The organism is Krasilnikoviella flava (assembly GCF_900167525.1).
GTDB classification, from domain to species: domain Bacteria; phylum Actinomycetota; class Actinomycetes; order Actinomycetales; family Cellulomonadaceae; genus Isoptericola; species Isoptericola flavus.
Genome location: NZ_FUZQ01000006.1, coordinates 100327 through 126064 on the forward strand (window position 1 = coordinate 100327; position 25738 = coordinate 126064).

A 25738-nucleotide genomic window follows, 5' to 3' on the forward strand; every position below is an offset into this window, starting at 1 on the left:
GCACCGGCGAGCGCGACCCACGGTCAGGGGGCGACCCAGGCCAGAGGGCCCGCCTCGCCGTCGGCCGCACGCGGCGCCACCTCGACCTTGCCGATGTCGCCCAGCCGCACCGTCACCCCCGACCCCGCGTCCGCGTCGGGCGGCACCGCGACCGCGCTCGTGGTCGGCACGTAGTCCATCGTGCAGGGGCCCGGGTCCGGGTCGACGAGCCCGACGTCGATCGCCTCGTGCCTGCCGCCCCAGCCGGCCTCGGCCTCGGCGAGGCGCGGGCAGGTGCTCGACCCGTACGTCACGACCAGCAGCACCCCGGGCGTCGGCGACCAGCCGGCGCCGGCAGGGCTGTCGAACGTCCCCTCCGCGCCGTCGGGCAGGCCGCGCACGTGCTCCCCCGGACCGGGCACACCGGTCACCTCTCCGGACGGGGAGGCCGGGGCCGACGGCTCCGGGGACGCCGACGGCGAGGCCGCCGTCGGCTCCGACGACCCGCCGCCCGACGGCGCGGGCGACGCGCACGCCGCCACGACGAGCGCGAGAGCGCCGGCGACGCCGGCGAGGGCGACGCCGCGGACCAGGGTGCGTACGGAGGTCGTCACCGGCCGACCGTCTCGCGGACGTCCGCGAACCGCAACCGCTCCGGCGTCTCCTGCGAGGCGACCTTGCCAAGGAAGTCGCGCCGCTTGGCCGCGAACCCGCGCCGGTCGTCGAAGAGGTCGCGTGCCATCTCCGCCAGCTCGATCGTGCGGTAGTAGGACAGCGGGCGGCGCGGCGCGCGCACCCGGGCCACGGCGGCGGTCTCCGCCCGCCCGTCGGGCGTCGCCAGCGCGGCGGCGCGGTCGGCCAGCCACGCGGCGAACCGCTCCGGGTCGCGCGGGCCGACGGCGTCCACGAGGCCGATCGTCGCCGCCTCCGCGACCGACACCGGCAGCTTGGCGCTCAGCAACCGGTCGGCGTCGACCTCGCCCAGCCGGGACGCGACCGTCCACGTGTGCAGCTCGGAGCCGAAGATGCCCATGTCGTAGTAGGGGTTCAGCACCACCCCGTCGCGCGCCACGACGACGTCGGCGCACAGCCCCGCCATCACGCCGCCCGCGCCGGCGTTCGCCGTGAAGGCGGCCACGGTGACCTGGTCGGCGGCGGCGATCGCCGCGCACAGGTCGTCGATGGCCTGGATGTTGGCCCACGCCTCCGCCGCCGGGTCGTCGGCCGCCTCGATCGCGCCCAGGTGGATGCCGTTGGAGAACGCGTGCTCGGTGCCGCGCACCACGAGCACCCGGGTGTCCTCGGTGAGCGCCTTCTCCACGGCCGTCGTCAGGCGGCGGCACTGCTCGGTGTGCATGGCGCCGCTGTACGACCGGATCGTCAGGTAGCCGACGTCGCCGTCGCGCTCGTACACCGACTCCGCGAGCGCGGCGGGCGCCGGGCGGAACGGGACCCCGGCGACGTCGAGCACCCACGACGCGGGCAGCTTGGTGCCGCGCTTGTCGGCCAGCGTCGCGGCGTACCCGACCCACAGGGTGCCGTCGCCGGTGGCGATCGCCACGGCGTCCTCGTCGCGCCCCACCACCATGCCGGGGGCGGCCAGCGAGTCCACCGGCTCGGGGTCGGCCACGGCATCGAACAGGCAGAAGCGCGCGCCCTGCAGGGTCGCGGGGGCGCCGGGCGCGCCGTCGGCCGCGGCGATCGTGCGCGCCAGCTCGGCGGCGGGGCGGGACAGGTCCAGCTCGAACGCGGCCCGGCGCAGCAGCGGCAGCTCACCGGTGCCCGGCACCTCCCGCTCGGCCCGGTCGGCCGGCGTCGGCTCCTCGCCGGCCGCGACCTTGCGCAGCACCTCCTCGACGCACGCCATCGCCGCGTCGGCCACGAGCCCGTTGTAGAGGGCGCTCTTGGCGATCAGGTCCGCGGGCATGGCGAACGTCGACGTCGCCCACACCGGGCCGGCGTCCATCTCCTCCACCGTGGACAGGGCCGTCACGCCCCAGCGCTCCCGGCCGTCGAGGATGGCGTGGTCCAGCGACGACGGGCCGCGGTCGCCGACGGGGCCGGGGTGCACGACGACGGTGGTCCACCGCCGCCACACGTCCTCGGGCACCCGGTGCTTGAGGAACGGCGCCAGGATCAGGTCGGGGCCGATCTCCTCGACGCGCGCGGTGAGCTCCTCCGGCGACGCGAAGGTGGGTGCCAGCTCGACGCCCACGTCGTGGCCCCGGTCCGCCAGGTGCCCCCACACACGCTGCGTGAGCCCGTTGAACGCCGAGACGAGCAGCAGGATCCTCATGCCAACCCCCAGTCAAGTCACGGAGGCCACCGTGGCCCCCGCCGCGGAACACCTCACCGCATGAAGGGGCGATGAGGCAACTGTCGCCCGTGAGGGGGTCGGGCCCGGCAGGCTCGACCACCGAGAGGGTCAGCCCTGCGGGCGCAGCGCCACGGTCATCGCCTCGAGCGCCAGCAGCGGCGCCACGTTGCCCTCGAGGCGCTCGCGCGCGACGCCGATCGCGTCCATCCGGCGGATCGTCTGCTCCGGCGTCGAGTCCGCCGCCAGGGCGCGCACGGTCCCGTCGTGCTCGGCGTTCACCAGGTCGACGCTCGCGCCGAGCTGCACCACGAGCACGTCCCGGTACAGGGACAGCAGGTCGACCATCGACCGGTCGAGGACGTCGCGCTGACGGCGCGTGGCGCGCCGCTTCTGGTCGTCCTCGAGCTGCTTGAGCTGCGAGCGCAGCCGGGGCGGCAGCGTGTCGCCCTCCTGCACGCCGAGCGCACGCAGCAGCTCGGCCTTCTCGACGGCGTCGCGCTCCGTGGTGGCCGCCAGGGCCTCCGCCTTCGCGACGTCGACCAGCTCCCCCGCCGCGAGCACGGCGTCGCCCACGCCCCGGATGCGACGTGCGATCTCGAGCACCGCGTCCCGGCGCTCCCGGGCGTCGGCGTCGCGGGCGAGCCTGCGCGCGAGCCCGACGTGCGACTGCGCCGCCCGCGCCGCGGTCAGGGCCACCGCCGGGTCGATGTCGTCGCGACGCACCAGCAGCTCCGCCACGTCCTGCGCCGGCGGTACGCGCAGCACGACGCCGCGGCAGCGGGAACGGATGGTCGGCAGCACGTCCTGCGCGCTCGGGGCGCACAGCACCCAGACGGTGTGCGGCGGCGGCTCCTCGATGGCTTTGAGCAGCACGTTGGTGGTGCGCTCGGCCATCCGGTCGGCGTCCTCGACGACGATCACTCGGAAGCGGCCCGACGACGGCGTGCGGGACGCCGTCATGATGAGGTCGCGCACCTCGTCGATGGTGATGACGACCTTGTCCGTCGCCACGACCGTGAGGTCCGGGTGGGTGCCGGCCAGCGTCGTCGTGCACGCGCGACAACGCCCGCAGCCGCCGGTCTCGCCGTCCGTCCCGGTGCACTGCAGCGCCGCCGCGAACGCGCGCGCGGCCACCGACCGGCCCGAGCCGGGCGGGCCGGTGAGCAGCCAGGCGTGCGTCATCGCGGCCGGGTCGGTCGCGGCGCGGCGCAGCACGGCGACCGCGTCCGGCTGCCCGACGACGTCGTCCCACACGCTCATTCGAGGTCCTCCCCTACCGATGGTCGAGCCTGTCGAAACCAGGTTTCGACGGGCTCGACCACCGAGGGCGTCAGGTCCAGGCGTGCGGCCACGTCCACACGCACCTGCGCCTGCACGTCGTCGAGGTTCGCGGACGCGTCGACCACGACCCACCGCTCCGGGTCGGCCGCGGCACGGCGCAAGAACGTCTCGCGCGTGCGCCGGTGGAACTCGTCACCCGCCCGCTCGAGGCGGTCCGGCTCGCCCGACAGCCGGGCGGCCCCGACGACGGGGTCGAGGTCCAGCAGCACCGTGACGTCGGGCAGCAGGTCGGCGGTGGCCCACAGGGACAGCGCCTCGATCTCCTCCTCCGACAGCTCGCGGCCGCCGGCCTGGTACGCCACCGAGGAGTCGAGGTAGCGGTCCGTGACCACCACGGCACCGCGCGCGAGCGCCGGCCTGATCACGGTGGCGACATGGTGGGCGCGGTCGGCCGCGTACAGCAGGGCCTCGGTGCGGGGGTCCATGTCCTCCCCGTGCAGCACCTCCCGGCGCAGCGTGGCGCCCAGGTCCGTGCCGCCCGGCTCCCGCGTCACGACGACCTCGCGCCCCGTCACCTCGTGCAGCCAGTCACCCAGCAGGCGCACGTGCGTGGTCTTGCCGACGCCGTCGCCGCCCTCGAACGAGACGAAGTACCCGGGTGCGCTGCTCACTCCGGACACCCTAACGGTGACCACTCACACACCCGCCCCGGGTTCGCAGACCCGGCCGCCTGGGGCGACGATGGGAAGACGAAGGGCCACTCCCACGTCCTGCAGGAGGATCGATGTCCACCCAGCCCCAGCCTTCCCAGACCGTGCTCGCCGAGGAAGAGTGCTGGGAGCTGCTCGCAGGGCAGAAGATCGGCCGGCTGGCCACGTCGGTGGCCGGCGAGCCCGAGATCTTCCCCGTCAGCTTCGCGGCCGCCGACCAGCGCATCTTCCTGCGCACCAAGCCCGGCACCAAGCTCGCGGAGGTGACGATCAGCCCGCGGGTCGCGTTCGAGGTCGACGAGATCGGCGACACCTCTTCGTGGAGCGTCGTGGTGAAGGGCCGCGCACAGGTCCTCGAGCGGGACGCCGACCTCGACGAGGCGCGCGCGACCGGACTCGTCAGCTACCTCGAGGACGGCAAGACGGTGTGGGTCCGCATCACGCCGAGCGAGGTCTCCGGGCGCCGCCTGGTGCCGGGCGAGCAGCGCTGACCCGACCCGGTCACTCCCCCGGGTAGACGACCCCCGCCTGACGGCGGACGGCGTCCAGGGTGTCCATCACCTCGATCGTGCCGTCCCACGACATGCGGGGGCTCTGCGTCTCGCCTGCCGCGAGCAGTCGCGCCACCTCGGCGGCCTGGTACTGCTTGCCCTCGCCGCGGAACCCGTCGTAGTCCCACGTGGCGCCGTCGTGCCGCTCCACGCGGAACGACGTCGGGGCGTAGAACGTGCGCGCCACCTCGATGCGCCCCTGCGTGCCGGAGATCACCGCGGTGTTGGCCGTGCGCGCCCACAGCGTGGTCGAGAGGGTGGCCTGGACGCCGCCGGGGTACCCCAGCACCATGCCGATCTGGCCGTCGACCCCGGTCTCGGTGAGCGCGCCCACGGCCGTGACGGACTCGGGGGCGCCCAGCAGGTCCTGCGCGAAGGACACCGGGTAGACGCCGAGGTCCAGCAACGCGCCGCCGGCCAGCCCGGGCGCGTACAGCCGGTGCGCCGGGTCGAGGGGGAACTGCTGGCCGTGGTCGGCGACCACGCTGACGACCCGCCCGATCTCCCCGCGCGCGAGGACGCCGCGCAGCGCCGCCACGTGCGGCAGGAAGCGGGTCCACATCGCCTCCATGACGAAGACGCCGGCCTCGCGGGCGGCGTCGAGCACCTCGCGCGCCTGGGCCGCGTCCTGCGTGAACGCCTTCTCCACCAGCACGTGCTTGCCGGCGCGGATCGCCAGCAACGCGTGCTCGTGGTGGTGGGAGTGCGGCGTCGCGACGTACACGACGTCGACCTCCGGGTCGGACACGAGCGCCTCGTAGTCGCCGTGCGCCCGCGCGCCCGGCGCGTGCGCGGCGGCGAACGTCTCCGCCTTGGCCAGGTCGCGCGACCCGACGGCGACGACCGACGCGGCGGTGTGCTCCCGGACGCCGTCGGAGAACGAGCCGGCGATGTTGCCGGCGCCGAGCACGCCCCAGCGCACCGCGGGCGCGGTCCGCGGGTCGGGGACCGTCCCCGCGAGGTCGTCGGTGGTCAGTCCGGGCGCGAACGAGGCAGGTGTGACGTCGGTCATGGCCGCCACCGTACCCGCCGGAGCGCACGGGAACGGGGCGTAGTTGCCCGGGGCTCTCTCTGGGGGACGCCTCAGGCGAGCGTGCCGAGCGACGCCACGACCACGCGGTTCGCGACGTCGCGCACCTGCTCCAGCTCGGCCAGGCTCAGCCCGCTCGCCGAGACGACCTTCGCCGGGACCTTCTCCGCCTCGTCCCGCAGCGCCCGCCCCGCGGCCGTGAGGTGCAGCTCGACGACACGCGCGTCGCCGGTGCCGCGGCGGCGCTCCAGCAGCCCCTGCCGCTCCAGCCGCTTCAGCAGCGGCGACAGCGTGCCGGGGTCGAGCAGGAGCCGGGCGCTCAGCCCGGTGACCGTCGTCGTCGCGCCGGAGCGCTCGTCCTGCCACAGCCCGAGCATGACGAGGTACTGCGGGTGCGTGAGACCGAGCGGCTCCAGGATCGGGCGGTAGATCGACACCATCGCCCGGGCGGCCGCCGAGAGCGAGAAGCACACCTGCGCCTCGAGGCGCAGCGGGTCGGCGGGCAGGTCCATGCGCCCACCCTACGAGTCGGCCTATAGTTGGCGCACCAATGGTTGGCCCACCAAGTGTTTGACGAGGGAGTGTCATGGCACGCCGCGAGGACGACGACCGGACCTGGGGCATGAAGGTGACGGAGAGCCTGCTGAGGTTCTTCGGGCCCGCATCGATCCGCCGCACCCCGCCGATCCCGCCCAGCGCGGAGGACCTCGCCCGGGACGCCGCCCTGCGCCGCTCGCTGCAGCGCGTCACGAGGGCCGACGGGCACGTGTACCTCGTCGAGCGCAAGGACTGACCGCCCCTTCGAGCCTGTCGAGACCACGTCCTCGGTTTCGACAGGCTCGGCCACCGGGGGCTCGACCACCCCGTCGCGCTACTTCTTGGTGGTGGTCTTCCGCGTCGTCGTCTTCTTCGCCGGCGCCTTCGTCGTCGTGCGGCGCTTCTTGGCCGGGCCCGCCGCACGCTTCTCCGCCAGCAGCTCGACGGCGCGCTCGGGCGTGATGCTCTCCGGCGTGAGGTCGCGCGGCAGCGTCCGGTTGGTCTCGCCGTCCGTGACGTACGCGCCGAAGCGGCCGTCCTTCACGACGATCGGCTTGCCGCTGGTCGGGTCGTCGCCCAGCTCGCGCAGCGGCGGCGTGGCCGCCCGGGCGCCCCGGCCGCGCTTGGGCTCGGCGTAGATCTTCAGCGCCTCGTCCAGCGTGATCGTGAAGAGCTGCTCCTCCGACGCGATCGTCCGCGAGTCGGTGCCCTTCTTGAGGTACGGGCCGTAGCGCCCGTTCTGCGCCGTGATCTCATCGCCCGACTCGGGGTCGGTGCCCACGACGCGCGGCAGCGACAGCAGCTTGAGCGCGTCCTCCAGCGTCACGGTCTCCAGCGACATGTCCTTGAACAGCGACGCGGTGCGCGGCTTCGGCTGGGCGGCCTTCGCCTTCTTCTGCGCCGCGGCGGACAGGCTCGGGTCGATCTCCGGCAGGTCGAGCACCTCGGTCACGTAGGGGCCGTAGCGACCGTTCTTCGCGATGATCTCGTTGCCCGACACCGGGTCGGTGCCGAGCACCTTGCCGTCCTCGGCCCCGGCGGCCAGCAGCTCGCGCGCCTTCGCCACGGTGAGCTCGTCCGGGGCGACCTCCTCCGGGATGGACGCGCGCGGCGGGTTCTCCCCCTCGGCCACCTCGGCGCCGAGGTCCTCGACGTACGGGCCGTACCGGCCCACGCGCACGCGGATGCCCTCACCGATCTGCACCGAGTTGATCGCCACGGGGTCGATCTCGCCGAGGTTCTCCACCAGCTCGTGCAGGCCCCAGCCCGTGCTCTCGCCCGAACCGTCGCCGAAGTAGAAGCGCGTCAGCCAGGCCACACGGTCCCGGCTGCCCGACGCGATCTGGTCGAGGTCGGCCTCCATCTCGGCCGTGAAGTCGTAGTCCACCAGCCAGCGGAAGTGCTCCTCGAGCAGCTTCACGACGGCGAACGCGAGCCAGGTGGGGGTCAGCGCCTGGCCCTTGGTGCGCACGTAGCCCCGGTCCTGGACGGTCGAGATCGTCGCGGCATACGTCGACGGGCGGCCGATGCCGAGCTCCTCGAGCGCCTTGACCAGCGACGCCTCCGTGTACCGGGCCGGCGGCGTGGTGGCGTGGCCCTCGGCCGTGAGGCCGTCGCCGCTCAGCGGGTCGCCCTCGCCCATGCGCGGCAGGCGCGCCTCCTTGGCGGACGCGTCCGCGCCCTCGGCGACGTCCGTGCCCTCCTCGTAGGCGGCGAGGAAACCGCGGAAGGTGATGACGGTGCCGGACGCCGAGAAGACGGCGTCCCGGCCCGCGAGGTCCCCCGCCGCGCCCGCGAGCGAGGCGGCGACGCGCACCGACGCCGTCGACCCCTTGGCGTCGGCCATCTGGGACGCCACGGTGCGCTTCCAGATCAGCTCGTACAGCTTGAACTGGTCGCCGGAGATCTCGCGCGCCACCTGGGCCGGGGTACGGAACGAGTCGCCCGCGGGACGGATGGCCTCGTGCGCCTCCTGCGCGCCCTTGTTCTTGGAGGTGTACAGGCGCGGTGCGCCCGGCACGTACTCGGGGCCGTACAGCTCCGCCGCCTGCCGGCGGGCGGCGTCCGTCGCCTCCGCGGACAGCGACGGTGAGTCCGTACGCATGTAGGTGATGTAGCCGTTCTCGTACAGGGCCTGCGCCGTGCGCATCGCCTGGCGCGAGCTCATCCGCAGCTTGCGGCCCGCCTCCTGCTGCATCGTGGAGGTGGTGAACGGCGCCGCGGGCTTGCGGGAGTACGGCTTGGTCTCGAGCGAGCGCACGGCGAAGGACGCGTCCGCGAGCCCCGCGACGACGGCGTTCGCGGACGCCTCGTCGAGCTGCACCACGCCGGTGCGGACCTTGAGGCGGCCCCGGTCGTCGAAGTCGCGGCCCGAGGCGACGCGCTCCGTCCCGAGCCCGGTGAGGCGGGCGCGGAACGCCTGCCCGGCGTCGTCGCCCGTCGTCGGCGCGAACTGCCCGGTGACGTCCCAGTAGCCCGCGGAGACGAACGCCATCCGCTCGCGCTCACGCTCCACGACGAGCCGCGTCGCGACGGACTGCACGCGGCCCGCGGACAGGCCCTGGCGCACCTTGCGCCACAGCACCGGCGAGACCTCGTAGCCGTAGAGCCGGTCGAGGATGCGGCGCGTCTCCTGCGCGTCGACGAGGTCCTCGTCGAGCTCACGGGTGTTCTCCAGGGCCCGCAGGATCGCCTCGCGGGTGATCTCGTGGAACACCATCCGCTTGACCGGGACCTTGGGCTTGAGCTCCTGGATCAGGTGCCAGGCGATGGCCTCGCCCTCGCGGTCCTCGTCGGTGGCGAGGTAGAGCTCGTCGGCCTCCTTGAGGGCCTTCTTCAGCTCGCGGACCTTCTGCTTCTTGTCCGCGTGGACCTCGTAGTAGGGGTCGAACCCGTTGTCGACGTCGACGGCGAACTTGCCGTACGGGCCCTTCTTCATGTCCGCCGGCAGGTCGCGCGGCTGCGGCAGGTCGCGGATGTGCCCCACGCTCGCCTCGACCTCGAAGTCGTCGCCGAGGTAGCCCTGGATCTTGCGAGCCTTGGTGGGCGACTCGACGATCACGAGCTTGCGTGGCTGGGGCATCCGTTCCTGCTTTCCCTGTTGCTGCGGCGGTGCCGGGCATGTGCGGACGGCGACCGGCCGACCGGTCATGTCACGGTACGACATCCGCTCGTCACTTCCCCGACACGGCCGCCGGGCGGCACTCTACCGAGACGTGAGGCGCGGCTGCGCAGTGAGCTGACGCAGCACGAGGAGGGCGGCGAACGCCCCCGCGGTCACCGCGAGCACCCCCAGGGCCCCCGCCGCGTACGCGGTGAGGTCCGGCGAGAGGGGCACCGGGTCGCCGTTCGTGACCAGGCCCACGAGGGTGGCGCCGGAGACGAGGACGCCGGCCACCGACGCGAGCAGCAGCAGACCCGCGACGACGTACGACCCGGGCGCCGCGTACGACGCGCCGGGCCGGCGCAGCTCGTCCGTCGACGACGCCGGCGTGAGCGCGCAGACCGCGGCGCCCCAGACCAGGACGACGAGCACGGCGGCGACGACGTCCGACGGCCGGTGCCACTGGCCCACGAGCGTCGAGACCCCGGTGGCCCCCGTGTACGCGGCCCCGAGGACCGCGACGACCGGCCGCCACGCCCGCGGCGTGACGAGCAGCAGCGCGACCGACACCGAGGCCGCGACGGTGGTGTGACCGCTGGGCAGCGTGTTGGGCCCGGTCCACCCGGACAGCAGCTCCGGCCGGTCGAGGACCCCGTGCTTGAGCACCTGGGTGGTCACGTTCGCGCCGCCCACGAGCACCGCGACCTGCAGCGCCAGCACCCAGCGACGCCGCACCAGGGCGACGAGCATCGCCACCCCGACCCCCGCGACGACGAACGCGACGGACACGACGTCGAGCACCGGCTCGGCGACCTGCCACAGGCGGCCCTGGCCGTGCGTGGCGCCGAGGAACGCGAGCTCGTCGACGCGCTGGCCGGCGGCCGTGTCGACGAAGAACCGCCAGGTCAGCCAGACGCCGAGCACCGCCAGCACCGCCACGACGGCGGCGACGACGCGCGGGGCGGTCCTCGCCCGCGGGACCGGACGGGCGCCCCGCCACGCGCCGACCGGCAGGATCGGCGCGCCGACGCCCGACGTCCCCCTCGAGGGGGTCGGCGGCGGCACGGGGCGCGTCTCGGTGAGCACGGGATCACGCTACCGACTCGGTGTGACGGAAACGTACGCGCTGCGTGGGGACCTCTCCCCTTCCCGCGCACCCTCGACCTGCCCGGCCGCCGACGACGGGCGGGGGCATGACGACGGGCGTGGACCCCGGGGTCCCCGCCCGTCGTCCGTGCCGGCGCGACTACGCGCCGTCGGTGACCAGGGTGAGGCCGTAGGCGTCGAGGATCTCGCCCACCGGCTGGAAGAACGTCGTGCCGCCGGAGGTGCAGTCCCCGGACCCGCCGGACGTCACGCCCTGCGCCTGGTCGCCCGCGAGCAGCGACCCGCCGGAGTCGCCGGGCTCCGCGCACACGTCGGCGCGGATGAGCCCGTCGACCGTGCCCTCGGCGTAGGAGACCGACACGTCCAGCGCCTCGACGGTGCCACAGTGCCATCCTGTCGTGGAGCCGGAGCGGCAGACCTGGGCGCCCACGGGCGCTGGCTCGGCGCCGGCCACCGCGACCTGGCCGCCGGCCCAGTCGTTCACCGCGCCCACCGGGGTGCTGTCGAGCCCCACCTGGACGTACCCGTAGTCGTCGCCCGGGAAGCTCGACCCGGCGAACGTCCCCGCCGGCTGCGACGTCGTGTCCCCCGCGGAGCCGCAGTGCCCCGCGGTGACGAAGCCGTCGGTCACGGCGAACCCGACCGAGCAGCGTGCGCCCGAGCCGATGTAGTACGCGTTGCCGCCGACGATGTCGTCGAGCAGCCGGGGCCGCTCCGCCGTCGTGGCCACGGTGACGGCGGAACCCGGTACGTCGGCCGCGGCCAGCGCGTCGTCCAGTGCCGCCCGCGCGGCCGGGGCCGCGCCGGCCAGCGTCTCCACCACCAGCGCGTTGTCCCGCACGTCGACGTGCCAGCCCGTCACTGCGCGGCCGGCGGCGTCGCCGAGCCCGTCCGCAAGGTCGGCGGACCACCCCTCGAGCTGGTCCAGCGAGTACCGGGCGTCGACCGCGCTGGCCCCGGCGGCGCGCACCGCGGCGTCGTCGTCGCCCGTCGTGGCCACGTAGAGGCGGTCGTGCCGCGGGTCGAGCCACGCGCCGGCGAAGTCGTCGCCGAGCCGCTCGCGCAGCCGGTCCTGCGCCGCCGCGGCGGCGTCCTGGAAGCCGAGGCGTTCGACGGCGCGCTCGGGGGACACGCCGAGGTCGTCCTGCATGGCCCGCAGGAGCCCGGCCGGATATCGGTCTGCGCCCACGACGTCGTCGTCGGGGGCCGGGCCGGCGGCCTGGGCCGTCGCCGCGGTCGCTGCGAGCGTGAGCCCTGCGGCCGTGGCGGCCATCGCCCTGAAGGTCGTGCGTCTCATCGGAGCTCTCCTTCCGTCAGGTACCGGACGGTTGCCCGGCGCACCACACGCTACGGGGGCGGCCAGCCCGCGGCCAGGGCGCGTCCAGGCCGCGCGACGGGCCCGGCGGGTGCCACACTCATCCTTCGTGCGCACGATCCCGTGGCTCCGCCCGCACCGGGCACCCACGTCCGACACCGCCTCGCCCGCGAGCCTGCGGCGCCGGCCCGCCCAGCTCGTCACGCTGGGCTTCCTCGCCACGATCGCGGCCGGAACGGCCCTGCTGAGCCTCCCCGTCAGCGCCACCGGCCGGAACGCGAGCTTCGTCGAGGCCCTGTTCACGGCGACGTCCGCGACGTGCGTGACCGGGCTCGCCGTCGTGGACACCGAGACGTTCTGGACGCCGTTCGGGCAGGTCGTGATCCTGCTGCTGATCCAGGTGGGCGGGTTCGGGGTGATGACGCTCGCGTCGCTGCTCGGCCTGCTGCTGACCCGCCGCCTCGGGCTCGGCACCCGCCTCGTGGCCACCGAGTCGACACGCTCGGTCGGGATGGGCGACGTGCGCCGGGTGCTGCTCGGCGTGCTGCGGTTCACCGTGGTCGCCGAGCTCGTGGTCGCCACGGTCCTGACGGCCCGGTTCGCCTCGGCCTACGACGAGCCGCTCGGCCACGCCGCGTGGTCGGGCGTGTTCCACGCCGTGTCCGCGTTCAACAACGCGGGCTTCTCCATCTACAGCCAGAACCTGGTGCCGTTCGTCGCCGACCCGTGGGTCTGCCTGCCGATCTGCGCCGCCGTCATCGTCGGCGGCCTCGGGTTCCCCGTGCTGCTCGAGCTGTGGCGGCTGCACCGCACGCGCCGCTCCGAGGACGGCCCCACCGACCTGCGACGGCTGTCGCGCTGGAGCGTGCACACTCGCCTCACCGTGCTGATGACGACGACGCTGCTCGCGGTCGGCACGGTGTTCTTCCTCGCGGCCGAGTGGGGCAACCCCGGAACGTTCGGCCCGCTGGACCCGCCCGCGAAGGTGCTGGCCGCGTTCACGCAGGCGGTCATGCCGCGCACCGCCGGCTTCAACTCCGTGGACCTGTCGCAGGCCAACAACGGCACCTGGTTCTTCACCGACATGCTCATGTTCATCGGCGCCGGGTCGGGCGGCACCGCCGGCGGCATCAAGGTGACGACCTTCGCCGTGCTCGCCGTCGCCATCTGGTCGGAGCTGCGCGGTGACCCCGACGCCGCGCTCTGGGACCGCCGCCTGACGCCGGGCACGCAGCGGCAGGCGCTCACCGTGGCGCTCGTGGGGGTGGCGGCCGTGGTGCTGCCGACCCTCGCGATCACCCTCTCCACCAGCCTCTTCACCCTCGACCAGGTGCTGTACGAGGTGATCTCGGCGTTCAGCACGACCGGCCTGTCCACCGGCATCACCGCCGACATGCAGGCGTGGCACCAGCTCGTGCTCGTCGCCCTGATGTTCCTCGGCCGCCTCGGCCCCATCACCCTCGGCACCGGCCTCGCCATGCGGGACCGCCAGCGGCTCTACCGGCGCCCGGAGGCCGCCGTCGTCATCGGCTGAGGACCGTGGCACGACGAGGCCCCGCCGAGCGTGCTCGGCGGGGCCTCGTCATGGTCCGGTGGGTCAGCAGTGGGTGCCGGCGTACGTCCCGACGCCCTGCACGGCGTCCTGGAACTCCTGGCCGGTCATGGTGGACATGGCGTCGTTGACCTTGGTCATGGCGTCGGTGGCGGTCGGGTCCTCCGCCGCCTCGCTGAGCCCGTCGGTCACCGACCGGAACGACGTGGTGAGGGTGCCCCAGTCGTCCGCGATCTCGGCCGGCGGCTCGCTGACACCCTCGAGGGTGGTGGTGAGCTCCTCGAGCTTGTCGAGCGTGGGCTGCAGGTCGGCCGGGTCGGCGCTGCTCAGCGCCGACGAGGCGCTGGTGAGCGAGTCGAAGGCCGCGCAGACGTCGCCGTCCGCCCCCTCCTCGGCCGGCGCCTCCTCCTGCGGGCTCTCCTCGGCCAGCGCCTCCTCGGTGGGCTGCTCCTCGGCGGCGGTGCCCGCGTCGGACGACGACCTTTCCTGGGAGTCGCCCGCACCGCTGCAGGCGGCCAGGCCGAGGGTGAGCAGGGCTCCGGCGGCCACCGCGGTGGCACGGGTCAGGGACATTCGGTTGCGCATAAGGTCCATGGTGACCGACCGCCCCCGATCACGCGCCCCGACCGGCAGGGGAGCACTCCCCATGTGGCGGGGGTCACGACGCCCCCGTGGCAGACTCGTCGCGCGCCGGACCGGCGCCCGGCGACCCGCAGGACGAGGGCCCGGACGCGTCGACGCACGAGGAGGGCGGGCCGTGGCGGAGCGGGTGACGTTCGCGAGCAGCACGGGGCCCCGGCTCGCGGGCATCGTCGACCGGCCCGAGGGCGAGGTGCGCGGCTGGGGCGTGTTCGCCCACGGGTTCACGCTCGGCAAGGACTCCCCCGCCGCGGCGCGCATCTGCAAGCAGCTCGCGTCCGAGGGGATCGGCATGCTGCGGTTCGACAACCTCGGGCTGGGCGACTCCGAGGGCGACTGGGGCGACGGCTCGTTCACGGTGAAGGTCGCCGACACGGTGCTCGCGGCGCGGTTCGTGGCCGAGCACCTCACCGGGGACGAGGCCGGGCCCGACCTGCTCGTCGGTCACTCCTGGGGCGGGGCCGCCGCGATCGCCGCGGCGCCCGAGGCCGGGGTGCGCGCCGTCGTGTCCGTGTGCGCGCCGTTCGACCCCAGCCACGCCGAGCACCAGTACGACGACCTGGTGGACCAGGTGCTCGCCGAGGGGAACGCCGTGTGGCAGGTGGGCGGAAAGCGGCTCAACCTCAAGCGCGGGATGGTCGAGGACGTGCGCGACGCCGACCTGGACCACCGCATCGCCGACCTCGGGCTGCCCCTGCTGATCATGCACGCGCCCACGGACACCGTGGTCGGGATCGAGAACGCCAGCCAGATCTTCGCGGCGGCCCGCCACCCGCGCAGCTTCGTCGCGCTCGAGGGCAGCGACCACCTGCTCACGGCCCCCGGCCAGGCCCAGCGCGCCGCGCGGATCGTCAGCGCGTGGGCCGACCCGTACCTCGCTACGCCGCGCTAGCGGGGCGCAGGAAGCCGTCGCGCACCAGGCCGCGGACGGCGGGCAGCAGCTCCGCGCGCAGGTCCTCGACGGGGACGTCGAGCAGGGCGCCCAGGGCGCCGACGATCTGGCCGACGGCGAGCTCGCCGTCGCACACCCCGACGAACGCGGCGAGCCCGGTCGACGCGTGCACGCCGCGCCCCAGGCCGTCGCCCTGCCGGATCACGATGACGTTCGGGTCCGCCTCGCCCGGCGTGTGGAACCGCTCCTCGGAGACGTCGTCCGCCACGACGAGGTGCGCGGCCGCGAGCGCCGCGTCGTCCCGTGCGGCGAGCCAGTCGTGCGCGGCCAGGGACGCGGCGACGTGTGCGCCGAGCGGCTGGTGCACCGACCCGGTGTGCTCCTCGAGGCGCCGCAGCGTGGGGCGCGCGCCGTCGGCGGGCCGGCGCAGCGTGACGATGCCGAAGCCGACCGCCTCGACGTCGCGCGACGCGAAGTCGTCGAGCCACGCCCCGTAGGCCGCGGACCAGGCACCCGGCTCGCGCTCCGCCGTGGTGCCGCCGTCGCGGATCCACGTCTCCGCGTACTCGGCCGGGTCCAGCACCTCGCGCTGGATCACCCACCCGTCGAGGCCGGACGCGTCGAGCCACGTCCCCACGCGCTCGTCCCACGCCTCGCCGCGCCGGTGCTCCCAGTTGCCCAGCAGCTGTGCCACGCCGCCCGGGGCGAGCACGCGGCCGACGTCCTGCACGAGGTCGCGCACCAGGTCGTCGCCCGAGCGGCCGCCGTCGCGGTACTCGTAGTCGCCCAGCGCCTCGGCCACCGCGGCGCCCGCCGCGCCCGCGTGCGGGGTGATGACGAACGGCGGGTTGGACACGACGAGATCGAAGCTCTCGCCCGCCACCGGCTCCAGCATCGAGCCGTGCCGCAGCCCGACCTCCGTGCCCGGCGAGGGCGCGTTGAGGGCCAGGTTGAACCGGGCGAACCCGAGCGCGCGTCGCGACAGGTCGGTGGCCACCACCTGGCGCGAGTGCCGCGCGGCGTGCAGCGCCTGGATGCCGCAGCCCGTGCCGAGGTCGAGCACGCGACCCACCGGTGTGCGGGCCGTCACCTGCGCCAGCGTCGTGGAGGCGCCGCCGGCGCCCAGCACGTGGTCGGTGGCGAGGCGGCCGCCGGTCGCCAGCTCGGCGAGGTCGCTCGAGAGCCACCACGACGCCTCGCCACCGGCGTCGACCGCCCCGTACGGACGCAGGTCGACGACGGCGCGCACCGTGTCGTCGTCCCCCTCCCCGGAGGCGGCCACGAGGCCGAGGCGGGCGGCGCCCGCGGTGCCGAGGCCCGGGAGCGCGCGGTCGAGCGCCGCCCGCGGGACGTCGTCGCCGAGCAGGAAGAGGCTGGCGAGCGCGGCGCGCGGCTCGTGCGCGCCGGACGCCCCCGCGAGCGCGCGGCGGGCGGGCACCGTTTGCTCGCGGTGCAGCGCCGCCGACGCGACGTCGCCCAGCGCCTCCTCGACGCCGTCCACGGTGTAGCCCGCGGCGTCGAGCCCCGCCCGCAGCGCGTCCAGGAGAGGCGCGGCGGCGGCGTCCGGCACGGGCGTCGTCCCGGCAGCGCTCATCGGCCCGCGCACGACGTCGACAGGAAGGCGGTGATGTCCTTGGCGGCCGTCGTCGCGTCCGCCGTGTCGTCCGCGGTGATCGCGTCCGCGACCGCGGAGCTGACCGCGGACGCGTCGTCCTCGTCGACGTCCTGGAACGCCGTCACCGCACTGCCCAGGTAGTCCGCCATCGCGCCCCAGGGCTCCGCCAGGTCCTCGGGCGGCTCCGCCGCGGCCATCGCCTTGTCCGCGGTGCGGAAGCTCTGCACCAGCGCGCGGGGGTGCTCCGGGCTCAGGTCGACGAGCGCACGGTTGGTGGCGGACCAGGCCTGCTGGAGCTCGACGCACGTCTCGTGGTCGACCGCGGAGGCGTCTGCGTCGGCGTTGTCCTCGCTGCCGTCGTCGTCCGCGCCGGGCGAGGACGACGCGTCCCTCGAGCGGCTGGGCTCGCCCTCGACGCCCATGTCGAGGTCGCCGGGGATCGAGACCGCCGGGGCGGGCTCCGCGACCGGCTCCTCGTCGGTGCCGGCCTGCCCGCAGCCGGCCAGCGCCGCCCCCGTGACGAGCATTCCCACGACGACGACCGGGAGCTGACGGGGCAGAAGGCGGGCACGACGCATCCCCCTATGGTGCGTCACCGCTCGCGCGCGCGAGAAATCCCCCGCCGCGGTGCGGCGGCCTCGAGGCGCCCGGCGCGCTCAGCCCGTGGGCTCGTCCGACGCGCCGGCCTCGGCGCAACCCTCCTTGAGGAACGTCGTGACCCGGTTCGACGCCGCCGTCATCGCGGCGGTGTCCAGGCCGGCCAGCGCCTCGGCGACCGCCGACGACACGTCGTCCTCGTCGGCGAGCTCGATCTCGTCGGCGACCGTGCCGACGTAGGCCGTGACCGTGCGCCAGTCGTCCTGCACCGCCGTGGGCGGACGCACGTCGACGAGGGCGTCGCGGGCGCCGACGAACCCCCGGCGCAGGGTGGCCGGGTCGTCGGCCGACATCCCGAGCTGCAGCGTCGCCGACCGCGACCACGCCGCCTGCACCACCGCGCACTCGTCGGCCGGGCCCGCCAGGGCGGCGCCCTGGGCCGACACGCCGTCGTCCGCCAGGAGGTCCGACGCGACGCCGGCGCCGAGTCCCGTCAGCAGCGCGACCGCCCCCACCGCGGCGAGGGAGGAGGGGCGGCGCCACGCCCCCGGCACCGGTCGCCTCAGGCGACCGACCAGGCCGCCCGACGGCCCGGAGGCTCGTCTCCCGCTGGCCCTCATGCTGCCGAAGGCTACCGGGACCTCCCGCGCCTCCGGAACGTCGTCGCAGGTGGGAGGGGGCCGCTTGACCCGAGGCGGCCGTTCGGCCAGATTACGCGCGTGACCTCTACCACGCCCGGCCTGTGGGTGCATCCCGAGAACGACCCGCGCGCGACGGGCGTCGACCCGGTCGGCGAGAAGGAGACGCTCTGGGAGTACCTCTGCCGGTACCGCATGACGCTGGTCATGAAGTGCGAGGGCCTGGACGCCTCGCAGCTCGCCCGCCGCTCCGTGCCGCCGTCGACCCTCTCGCTGCTCGGGCTGGTGCGGCACCTCGCGAACGTCGAGCACCACTGGTTCCGCCGCGTGCTCCAGGGCCAGGACGAGCGCGGCCCGTTCGAGCTGCCCGGCTACCCCGACGTCGACTTCGACGGCGCCCTGCCGGACGCGACCTGCGTCGACGAGGCCTGGGACGCCTGGCACCGCGCCGTCGAGGTCGCGGACGACTGGTTCGCCGGCGAGGACATGAACCGCGAGGTGGCGTACGACGGCGGCACCGTCGAGGCGCGCGACGTGCTGCTGCACGTGCTGGAGGAGTACGCCCGGCACATGGGGCACGTGGACCTGCTGCGCGAGTGCCTCGACGGGCGCACCGGGCTGTAGCCCGCGCGGAGGCCGCGTAGCGTGCCGATCATGTCGGTCGCGCGGAGCCTCCTCAGCGGAGTCCTGGTCCTGCTCGCCGTCCTCGCGGCGGTGCTCACCGTCCCCGCGCGGTACGTCGAGGGCACGCTCCTCGACACGGACGCCTTTGTGGCCGCCACCGCACCGCTCGCGGACGAGATCAGCACGCAGGACGCCGTCGCCGAGGCCCTGACGGACACGGTGGTCGGCCAGGTCGACTCGGGGCTGGTGGCCGGGGCGCTACGGCCCGTGATCGGCGAGGTGGCCGACGTCTTCGTGCGGTCCGACGCCTTCGCGCCCGCGTGGGAGGAGGCCAGCCGGCAGGGGCACGCCGCCACGGTGGCCGTGCTCCGGGACGACAGCGACGTGGTCGACGCCGACGGCGGCGTGGTGACCCTGCCCCTCGACCCGTTCCTGGAAGCGGTCGGGCAGGCGCTGCGCGACCGCGGGCTGCCCGTCCCGGAGGGCTTCGCGCAGACCGGCGCGGACGTCGTCCTGTACGCGTCGGACGACCTGTCGACGGCGCAGTCGGCCGTCGCGGTGCTCGACCGGTGGACCCCGTGGGCGCTGCCGGCGACCGTGCTGCTCGCCGTCCTGGCCGCCCTCGTCGCCCGGCCCGGACGGCGTCTGCCCACGGTGGCCGTCACGGGCGGGCTGGTCGCGGTGGCGATGCTGCTGTTGCTCGTGCTGCTGCCGGAGGCCGTGCACGCGGGCTTCGCCGGGCTCGACGTCGGCGCGTCGGGGCGGCAGGTGCTGGACGACGCCGTGGACGCGCTGCTCGTGCCGCTGCGCACCCGGCTGTGGTGGGCCTTCGGCGTCGGGGCCCTGGTGGGCGTCGGGTCGGCGGTCGCGGCCGGGATGGTCCGCCGGGCCCGCGCCTCCTGACGACGCTCCTGCCGCCCGGGTCCGGCCCCGGGCGGCAGGTTGGCGGGTCAGGTGCCGGAGGCCGCCCAGAAGAGAGCCTGGGCAGCCTGGCCCAGGCCGCCCTTCGGGTGGGTGCGGAAGAACACCGACGTGCCGAAGACGACGGCCCGCGCCCCCGACTCCGCCTCGCCGGAGACCACGGCCGCCTGACCGGCCGCCGCGTCCGGCCCGTCCGACCCCGCGCCCGACGGCGCCCAGTGCCCCGCGAGGAGCGGCTCGACCGCGTCGTAGGACTGCTCGGCCGTGGTGCCCTCGCCGAGGTCCGTGAACCAGGTCGCCGGATAGACGAACGCCTGGTCCTGCGGGTGCGCGGAAAGGAACGACGAGCCCGCCGTGTCGACGTCGACGATCCCGTTGCCCAGCACGTTGCCCGTGACCGCCGAGCCCTCGACGATCCCGTAGGTCTCCGCCACGGCGAACGCGGCTGCGGTGCGGCCGACGACCGAGCCGCCGTCGTCCACCCACTCCTGCACCGCGGAACGACCCGCGCCGCCGGCGGGCAGCGCCAGGGACGAGCCCACCCAGAGCACGTCGGCGTCCTCGAGCCCTGTCGTCCCGGTCGTCGCCCCCGCCTCGATGCCTGCCGCCGTGACCCGCACCAGGTCGTCGAACCCCAGCTCCGTGAGGGACAGCAGGTCGTCCTGGTTGCCCGCGTACGCGACCGTGAGGTCGTCGAGCTCCGCCGCCTCGTCCAGCCGGCGCAGCTCCTGCCGGGTCGCGGCCTCGAACGGGACGTCGTGCTCGCGCGCGACCTCCCGGACGGTCCGGCCGTCCCCGCGCCCGACGACGGCGCGACCGTCGTCCAGGAGCCAGACCGGGACGTCCTCCTCGAGCAGCGCGTTGAGGGCGCGGTAGTCCTCGACCCCCGCGACGTCGAAGGCGACGTGGCGGGCGCCGTGCGGCACGCGCGCGTCCGACGGCTCGCCGCGGAGCGGCACGACCTTCCCGACCGGCCGGTCCGTGGTCGACCCGACACGGTCGACCGTCGCCCCCCACAGGGACGACAGGCTCCACGCCGAGATGTCGTACATCGACGGCACCTTCGCCGAGATGTCGGTGCCCAGGTCGAGCAGGGCGTTCGCCAGACCCCGCAACGGCTGGTGCAGGTCGACGACGAACGAGCCCCGCGGGTACGTCGTGCCGTCGACACGGGTGCTGCGCGACAGCGTGCCCACCTCCACGCCGTGGAACAGGAGCTGGTCCACCAGCGCCTCGGCGTCCGCGGCCGATCGCTGCCCGTCGCCGACCGGGATGACGTACGCCCGCGGCAGGTCGACCGGGTCCTGGTCGTCGACCACGTCCCAGTGCTGCTTCCACTCGTCCGGGCCGGGCACGGCCGCCACGTCGTCGACCGTCAGCGCGTCCTTCGGCTCCCCCGCCACGCCCCGGCGGAACGCCTCGATCTGGTCGGCCAGCATCGCGTCGTGGTGGCCGGCCACGTAGTCGATCATCGAGGTCATCGTCTGCTTCGCCACCGCCGTGTTGATCGCGGCGTCCTCGGGCGTGGTGGCCGGGCCGGTGCGTCCCTTCGGCAGCTCGACGGTGCTGGTCGTGGCGCCGTGGTACGCCGCGTACTGGGCGGTGAAGACCGGCGGGTAGTCGTCCCACCCGGAAGGTGTGTCGCGGTACGGGATCTTGATGAACCCGGTGTTCTCGTCGACGGCCTCGTCCGTGGCCGGGTCGTAGTAGGTGTTCCCGGGGATCTCGGCCGCGACCACGTCGTCCTCCACCTGGCGCGCGATCGCGTACCCGTGCGGGATGAACAGGTCGTACTCGTAGTTCTCGCCGTGCGGCGGGCCGCACGGCTCCACCTGCAGCACCTCGGTGTACCCGTGGAAGTCGGCCGCGTAGAGCGGCTGCAGCGCCTGCGCGGTCGCGACGAAGGACCGCGACTCCGGCGTCGCCCCGGTGATCATGTCGCGGTTGGCGTCGAGGCTCAGGCTCGTCGCCCGGGTGCCGAGGGTGCGGCCGTCGGGGTTGAGCGTCAGCGAGAAGTACAGCCGGTGGTCCTCGAGCAGGGACGCGGTGGCCGGGTCGTCGGACGTCGCCAGGTCCTCGATGACCTGCATCGCGGCGTCGGTGCCCTCCCACTCGTTGCCGTGGATGTTGGCGCTGATCCACAGCGGGGTCTTGTAGCCCGCCTCGAGGCGGCGATCGGACGCCGCCCGCTCCGGGGCGGTGCGGATCTCCTCCCGCCACCGGGTCTGCTGCGTCGTCTCGCGGCGGGACTCCGGCGCCGTCACGGTCACCAGGTACAGGTCGCGGCCCGCCGTGGAGCGACCCACCACCTGCGTCGACACGCGGTCGCTCGACGCCATGAGGGCCGTCAGCCGCGGGGCGATCTCGGCGTGGCTGATCGTGCCGTTGAGGTCGGTCGCGTCGTCGTCGTCCGGCGGGAACACGGTCAGGTCGGGCTGGGACGGGTAGGCGCGGGGCAGGTCGATCGCGCCGCTCGTCGTGCCCCCGCCGTGGCCGGGCCCGGAGCGCTGTGCCGTGCGCGCGAGCTCGGCGAACGACGCGGCGCCGGCCGACGCCGCGTCCCGCTCGGGCCCGCGCCCGGGCCGGTCCGGGCCGTCGGCGGCGGCGGTGCCGACGAGGGTCGTCGCCACGAGGGTGAGGGTGCCGAGCACCGCGACGGTGCGTGGGAGCTGCATGGGTCTCCTTCTCGTCGTCGTCGGCGTGGACTCCGTCGTCCCGCCGGGGACCGCACCCGGAGGTCGTCCCGCGCCCCCAGCATGGCGTGCCGCGGGCAACTCGGCACGGCCGGAAACACAGAGTTCACCGGGCCGGCGCCCGCGCGTCACGACGCCCCGGAGGCCCCGTCGAGCCGTGCCACGAGCCGTGCGGGCGCCACCTGCCGGTAGGCGTCCTCGACGATCCCCGCCAGCTCGTCCCCGTCGACGTCGACGTCGAGCCGCACGCCGAGCCACCCGCGCACCCCCACGTACGGCGGGCGGAAGAACCGCTGCGGCTCCCTGTCGACCTGCTCCTCGAGCACGCCCGGTGCGGCAGCGCACCAGATGGCCCGCGGGCCGCCGTGGTGGTGGTCGGAGTACATGACGAACGACCGCCGCACGAACCAGGTGGGCTCGCCGTGGCTCAGCCGCTCGGTCGTCCCGGGCAGGGCGAGGCACAGCGCGCGCACGCGTTCCAGCGGGTCGACGTCGTCGTCGGGCACATCGTGACGCTAGCCCACCCCGGCGGCCGACGCGCCCGGGCAATTCCCTTGCGCACCCGCCGCAGGAGGAGTCGGATGACCGCCATGACAGACCCCGTGACCACGTCCGAGCCACGCCGGTTCCCCGACATGTGGGTGGACCCCGAGGCCGATCCCCGCGAGCAGTGGGCCGACCCGGTGGGCGAGCTGCAGACCCACTGGTTCTACCTCAAGGCCTACCGGCACACGATCGCCATGAAGTGCGAGGGGCTCGACGCTGAGCAGATGGCCCGCCGCTCCGTCCCGCCGTCCACGCTGTCCCTGCTCGGGCTGGTGCGGCACCTGGCGAAGGTGGAGCACACCTGGTTCCGGCGGCGGCTCCAGGGGCAGCCCGACCTGCCGCCGCTCTACACCGCCGACGGCGGCCCGGACGCGGACTTCGACGGCGCCGTCGCCGACCCCGCCGTCGTCGAGGAGGCGTGGGCCACCTGGCGTCGTGAGACCGAGGCCGCCGACGCCTGGCTCGCCACCCAGACGGACGCCGACATGGCTCGCACCGTCGAGCGCGACGGCGAGCTGCTGCCCGTCCGCGACGTCCTCGAGCACCTCGTCGAGGAGTACGCCCGCCACGCCGGGCACGCCGACCTGCTGCGCGAGTGCATCGACGGCCGCACCGGCCAGTAGCCCGGCCCGAGAGAACCCCGAGTCGCGAGAGAGAAGCTCGGACAGGACCGCACCCACGTACGGTCCTGTCCGAGCTTCTCTCTCGCGACTCGGGGTTCTCTATCTCGCGGGGACGCCCGCCGTCTCGTCGGCCTGCTCGCGGTCGACGCGGGCCGCGCGCAGCCGGGACATGATGACCGCGCCGAAGGCGATCCCCGCCGCGACGAGGGCGATGCCGATGCGCCACGCCTGGTTCGCGTCGGCGGGGACGCTCAGCATCACCACGGCGGGCGCGATGAGCAGCGACACCAGGTTCATCACCTTGATGAGCGGGTTGATCGCCGGCCCGGCGGTGTCCTTGAAGGGGTCGCCGACGGTGTCGCCGATGACGGTGGCGGCGTGCGCCTCGGAGCCCTTGCCGCCGAACGCACCGTCCTCGACGATCTTCTTCGCGTTGTCCCACGCGCCGCCGGAGTTGGCGAGGAAGACGGCCATCAGCACGCCCGCGCCGATCGCGCCGCCGAGGAAGCCGGCCAGCGGACCCACCCCGAGGCCGAAGCCCACGGCGATGGGCGCGAACGCGGCCAGGAGGCCCGGGGTGGCGAGCTCGCGCAGCGAGTCACGGGTGCAGATGTCCACTACCCGGCCGTACTCGGGCCGCTCCTCGTAGGTCATGATCCCGGGGTGCTCGCGGAACTGGCGGCGCACCTCGAAGACGATCGCCCCGGCGGCGCGGGTCACGGCGTCGATGGCGAGGCCGGAGAAGAGGAACACGGTGGCGGCGCCGAGGATCACCCCCACGAGCGTCACGGGCGACACGATCTCGAAGCTGAGCATGGCCGGGACCAGCCCTGCCCCCCGCTCGGCGACCTCGCCCAGGGCGGTCGACACGGCGTCGGCGTACGAGCCGAAGAGCGCGGTCGCGGCGAGCACCGCCGTCGCGATCGCGATGCCCTTGGTGATGGCCTTGGTGGTGTTGCCGACCGCGTCGAGGTCCGTGAGGATCTGCGCGGCCTCCTCGTCGACCTCGCCCGACATCTCGGCGATGCCCTGCGCGTTGTCGCTCACGGGCCCGAAGGTGTCCATCGCGACGATCACGCCGACCGTGGTGAGCAGGCCACAGCCGGCAAGCGCCACGAGGAAGAGCGAGAGCCAGAGCGACCCGCCCGCGAGCAGGAAGACGCCGCAGATCGCGGCGGCGATCACACCCGCGGTGTAGACGGCGGACTCGAAGCCCACCCCGATGCCGGACAGCACCACGGTGGCCGCGCCGGTGCGCGACGTCGCCGCCACGTGCAGCGTGGGCTTCGATGTCGTGCCCGTGAAGTAGCCGGTGATCCACAGGATGATGCCCGCCAGGACGACGCCGATGACGACGGCCAGCGAGGCGACGACGCGCGGGTCGGCGGTGGCGTCGCCGAGCTCGGCGGTGCCGGACAGCTCGGCGAAGGAGGACGGCAGGTACACGAAGGCGGCGACCGCGGCCAGCAGGGCGCCGACGACCGCGGAGATGTAGAACCCGCGGTTGATCGCGGCGAGCCCGTTCTCGCTGCCGCGCACCCGGGTCACGAGCACGCCCAGCAGCGCGACGAAGGCGCCGACGGCGGTGACGATCAGCGGGAAGACGAGGCCCTGCTCCCCCATCACGGCCTTGCCGAGGATGAGCGCCGCGACCAGCGTCACCGCGTAGGACTCGAAAAGGTCGGCGGCCATGCCGGCGCAGTCGCCGACGTTGTCGCCCACGTTGTCGGCGATGGTGGCGGCGTTGCGCGGGTCGTCCTCCGGGATGCCCTGCTCGACCTTGCCGACCAGGTCGGCGCCGACGTCGGCCGCCTTGGTGAAGATGCCCCCGCCGACGCGCATGAACATGGCCAGCAGCGCGGCGCCGAAGCCGAAGCCCTCCAGCACGGCGGGCGCGTCCGTGCGGTAGACCAGCACGACGAGCGCAGCCCCCAGCAGGCCCAGCCCCACCACGGACATGCCCACGACGCCGCCGGTGCGGAACGCGATCCGCGCGCCGTCGGCGCGCCCGTCGGGCCGGGTCGCGGCCGCGGCGACGCGCACGTTGGCACGCACCGCGAGCCACATGCCGAGGTATCCGATGGCGGCGGAGAAGCCTGCACCGACGAGGAACGCGATGGACCGCCCCACCCGCACCCCGCCGTCTCCCGGCAGGAGGAACAGCAGCGCGAACACCACGACGGCGAAGAGCGCGAGGGTCCGGAACTGGCGGCTCAGGTACGCCGAGGCGCCCTCCTGGACGCCCTGGGCGATCTCCTGCATGCCCGGCGTGCCCTCGGGGGCGGCCAGCACCTGTCTGCGCAGGGCCGCCGCGCACACGAGGGCGGCCAGCCCGATGACCGCGATGACCGCGACGATCGTGATGCTGCTGGATCCGAACGTGAGCATCCGTCCTCCTTGACGTGCTTCCTCGACCCGGCGGGGACGGCGGTGACCGCCCGTCGGTAAGGTCCCGCCGTCGCCGTTGA

General features: G+C 74.6%; 23 protein-coding genes. 7 read left to right on the forward strand and 16 right to left on the reverse strand.

What is annotated here, in order from left to right; translation table 11 throughout:
• Positions 1-23 precede the first annotated feature (23 nt).
• The 4 genes from B5Y66_RS16570 to tmk all read right to left on the reverse strand — a co-directional run bounded on the left by B5Y66_RS16570 (position 24) and on the right by tmk (position 4248).
• Positions 24-593 (reverse strand): hypothetical protein, encoded by a 570-nt coding sequence (locus B5Y66_RS16570; RefSeq protein ID WP_139820942.1) that lies wholly within the window; start codon positions 591-593, stop codon positions 24-26.
• Positions 590-2275 carry an enoyl-CoA hydratase-related protein gene (locus tag B5Y66_RS16575; protein ID WP_079575627.1) on the reverse strand — a complete coding sequence of 562 codons (1686 nt, stop codon included), beginning with the start codon at positions 2273-2275 and terminating at the stop codon, positions 590-592. The genes B5Y66_RS16570 and B5Y66_RS16575 overlap by 4 nt, the downstream gene beginning before the upstream one ends.
• Positions 2276-2404: 129 nt before the next feature.
• Complete coding sequence (locus B5Y66_RS16580) at positions 2405-3556, reverse strand: DNA polymerase III subunit delta' (RefSeq protein WP_079575628.1); 1152 nt, start codon at positions 3554-3556, stop codon at positions 2405-2407.
• The gene (tmk, locus tag B5Y66_RS16585; RefSeq protein ID WP_079575629.1) at positions 3553-4248 is read right to left on the reverse strand and encodes a dTMP kinase; all 696 of its coding nucleotides are present in this window, start codon (positions 4246-4248) and stop codon (positions 3553-3555) included. The genes B5Y66_RS16580 and tmk overlap by 4 nt, the downstream gene beginning before the upstream one ends.
• 113 nt (positions 4249-4361) lie before the next feature.
• On the opposite strand from tmk, the gene B5Y66_RS16590 reads away from it, so the two are divergent.
• Positions 4362-4778: a pyridoxamine 5'-phosphate oxidase family protein gene (locus B5Y66_RS16590; protein ID WP_079575630.1), complete on the forward strand. Its 417-nt coding sequence runs from the start codon at positions 4362-4364 to the stop codon at positions 4776-4778.
• Positions 4779-4788: 10 nt separating this feature from the next.
• On the opposite strand, the gene B5Y66_RS16595 is transcribed toward B5Y66_RS16590, so the two are convergent.
• Together B5Y66_RS16595 and B5Y66_RS16600 are read right to left on the reverse strand one after the other, a co-directional pair.
• Positions 4789-5850, reverse strand: a complete 1062-nt coding sequence (locus B5Y66_RS16595) for a Gfo/Idh/MocA family protein (protein WP_079575631.1) — start codon at positions 5848-5850, stop codon at positions 4789-4791.
• A gap of 71 nt (positions 5851-5921) precedes the next feature.
• Entirely contained in the window at positions 5922-6380 is a 459-nt protein-coding gene (locus tag B5Y66_RS16600) for a MarR family winged helix-turn-helix transcriptional regulator (protein ID WP_079575632.1), read from the reverse strand.
• 74 nt (positions 6381-6454) lie between these two features.
• Between B5Y66_RS16600 and B5Y66_RS16605 the strand changes: the two genes are divergently transcribed.
• The gene (locus B5Y66_RS16605) at positions 6455-6661 is read left to right on the forward strand and encodes a hypothetical protein (protein ID WP_079575633.1); all 207 of its coding nucleotides are present in this window, start codon (positions 6455-6457) and stop codon (positions 6659-6661) included.
• A 78-nt stretch (positions 6662-6739) separates the two neighbouring features.
• Here B5Y66_RS16605 and topA read toward each other — a convergent pair whose 3' ends face one another.
• The 3 genes from topA to B5Y66_RS16620 all read right to left on the reverse strand — a co-directional run bounded on the left by topA (position 6740) and on the right by B5Y66_RS16620 (position 11912).
• The gene (topA, locus tag B5Y66_RS16610) at positions 6740-9487 is read right to left on the reverse strand and encodes a type I DNA topoisomerase (RefSeq protein WP_079575634.1); all 2748 of its coding nucleotides are present in this window, start codon (positions 9485-9487) and stop codon (positions 6740-6742) included.
• Positions 9488-9610: 123 nt separating this feature from the next.
• Positions 9611-10594, reverse strand: coding sequence for a phosphatase PAP2 family protein (locus B5Y66_RS16615; RefSeq protein ID WP_079575635.1), 984 nt, complete (start codon positions 10592-10594; stop codon positions 9611-9613).
• 160 nt (positions 10595-10754) lie between these two features.
• Positions 10755-11912 carry a S1 family peptidase gene (locus B5Y66_RS16620; RefSeq protein WP_079575636.1) on the reverse strand — a complete coding sequence of 386 codons (1158 nt, stop codon included), beginning with the start codon at positions 11910-11912 and terminating at the stop codon, positions 10755-10757.
• A gap of 127 nt (positions 11913-12039) precedes the next feature.
• On the opposite strand from B5Y66_RS16620, the gene B5Y66_RS16625 reads away from it, so the two are divergent.
• Entirely contained in the window at positions 12040-13464 is a 1425-nt protein-coding gene (locus B5Y66_RS16625) for a TrkH family potassium uptake protein (protein WP_217700834.1), read from the forward strand.
• Positions 13465-13527: 63 nt separating this feature from the next.
• Here the strand turns inward: B5Y66_RS16625 and B5Y66_RS16630 are convergent, their stop codons facing one another.
• Positions 13528-14067 (reverse strand): hypothetical protein, encoded by a 540-nt coding sequence (locus B5Y66_RS16630; RefSeq protein ID WP_139820943.1) that lies wholly within the window; start codon positions 14065-14067, stop codon positions 13528-13530.
• A 172-nt stretch (positions 14068-14239) separates the two neighbouring features.
• On the opposite strand from B5Y66_RS16630, the gene B5Y66_RS16635 reads away from it, so the two are divergent.
• Positions 14240-15013: an alpha/beta hydrolase family protein gene (locus tag B5Y66_RS16635; RefSeq protein WP_079575638.1), complete on the forward strand. Its 774-nt coding sequence runs from the start codon at positions 14240-14242 to the stop codon at positions 15011-15013.
• Here B5Y66_RS16635 and B5Y66_RS16640 read toward each other — a convergent pair.
• From B5Y66_RS16640 to B5Y66_RS16650, 3 genes are all read right to left on the reverse strand, one after another.
• Positions 15000-16607 (reverse strand): DUF7059 domain-containing protein, encoded by a 1608-nt coding sequence (locus B5Y66_RS16640; protein ID WP_079575994.1) that lies wholly within the window; start codon positions 16605-16607, stop codon positions 15000-15002. The genes B5Y66_RS16635 and B5Y66_RS16640 overlap by 14 nt on opposite strands.
• A complete protein-coding gene (locus B5Y66_RS16645; protein WP_139820944.1) occupies positions 16604-17206 on the reverse strand; it encodes a hypothetical protein in 603 nt (200 codons plus the stop codon). The genes B5Y66_RS16640 and B5Y66_RS16645 overlap by 4 nt, the downstream gene beginning before the upstream one ends.
• A 78-nt stretch (positions 17207-17284) precedes the next feature.
• Positions 17285-17845 carry a hypothetical protein gene (locus B5Y66_RS16650; protein WP_139820945.1) on the reverse strand — a complete coding sequence of 187 codons (561 nt, stop codon included), beginning with the start codon at positions 17843-17845 and terminating at the stop codon, positions 17285-17287.
• Positions 17846-17944: 99 nt separating this feature from the next.
• On the opposite strand from B5Y66_RS16650, the gene B5Y66_RS16655 reads away from it, so the two are divergent.
• Together B5Y66_RS16655 and B5Y66_RS16660 are read left to right on the forward strand one after the other, a co-directional pair.
• Positions 17945-18487: a DinB family protein gene (locus tag B5Y66_RS16655; protein WP_245807182.1), complete on the forward strand. Its 543-nt coding sequence runs from the start codon at positions 17945-17947 to the stop codon at positions 18485-18487.
• 30 nt (positions 18488-18517) lie between these two features.
• On the forward strand, positions 18518-19390 hold the full coding sequence (locus tag B5Y66_RS16660) for a hypothetical protein (protein ID WP_139820946.1): 873 nt from the start codon (positions 18518-18520) through the stop codon (positions 19388-19390).
• Positions 19391-19437: 47 nt separating this feature from the next.
• Here B5Y66_RS16660 and B5Y66_RS16665 read toward each other — a convergent pair whose 3' ends face one another.
• Positions 19438-22083, reverse strand: coding sequence for a M14 family zinc carboxypeptidase (locus tag B5Y66_RS16665; protein WP_079575642.1), 2646 nt, complete (start codon positions 22081-22083; stop codon positions 19438-19440).
• A 146-nt stretch (positions 22084-22229) separates the two neighbouring features.
• On the reverse strand, positions 22230-22607 hold the full coding sequence (locus B5Y66_RS16670) for an MmcQ/YjbR family DNA-binding protein (protein WP_079575643.1): 378 nt from the start codon (positions 22605-22607) through the stop codon (positions 22230-22232).
• 75 nt (positions 22608-22682) lie between these two features.
• Between B5Y66_RS16670 and B5Y66_RS16675 the strand changes: the two genes are divergently transcribed.
• On the forward strand, positions 22683-23270 hold the full coding sequence (locus B5Y66_RS16675) for a DinB family protein (RefSeq protein ID WP_176168911.1): 588 nt from the start codon (positions 22683-22685) through the stop codon (positions 23268-23270).
• Positions 23271-23369: 99 nt separating this feature from the next.
• On the opposite strand, the gene B5Y66_RS16680 is transcribed toward B5Y66_RS16675, so the two are convergent.
• Complete coding sequence (locus B5Y66_RS16680) at positions 23370-25658, reverse strand: sodium-translocating pyrophosphatase (RefSeq protein ID WP_079575645.1); 2289 nt, start codon at positions 25656-25658, stop codon at positions 23370-23372.
• Positions 25659-25738: the final 80 nt, after the last annotated feature.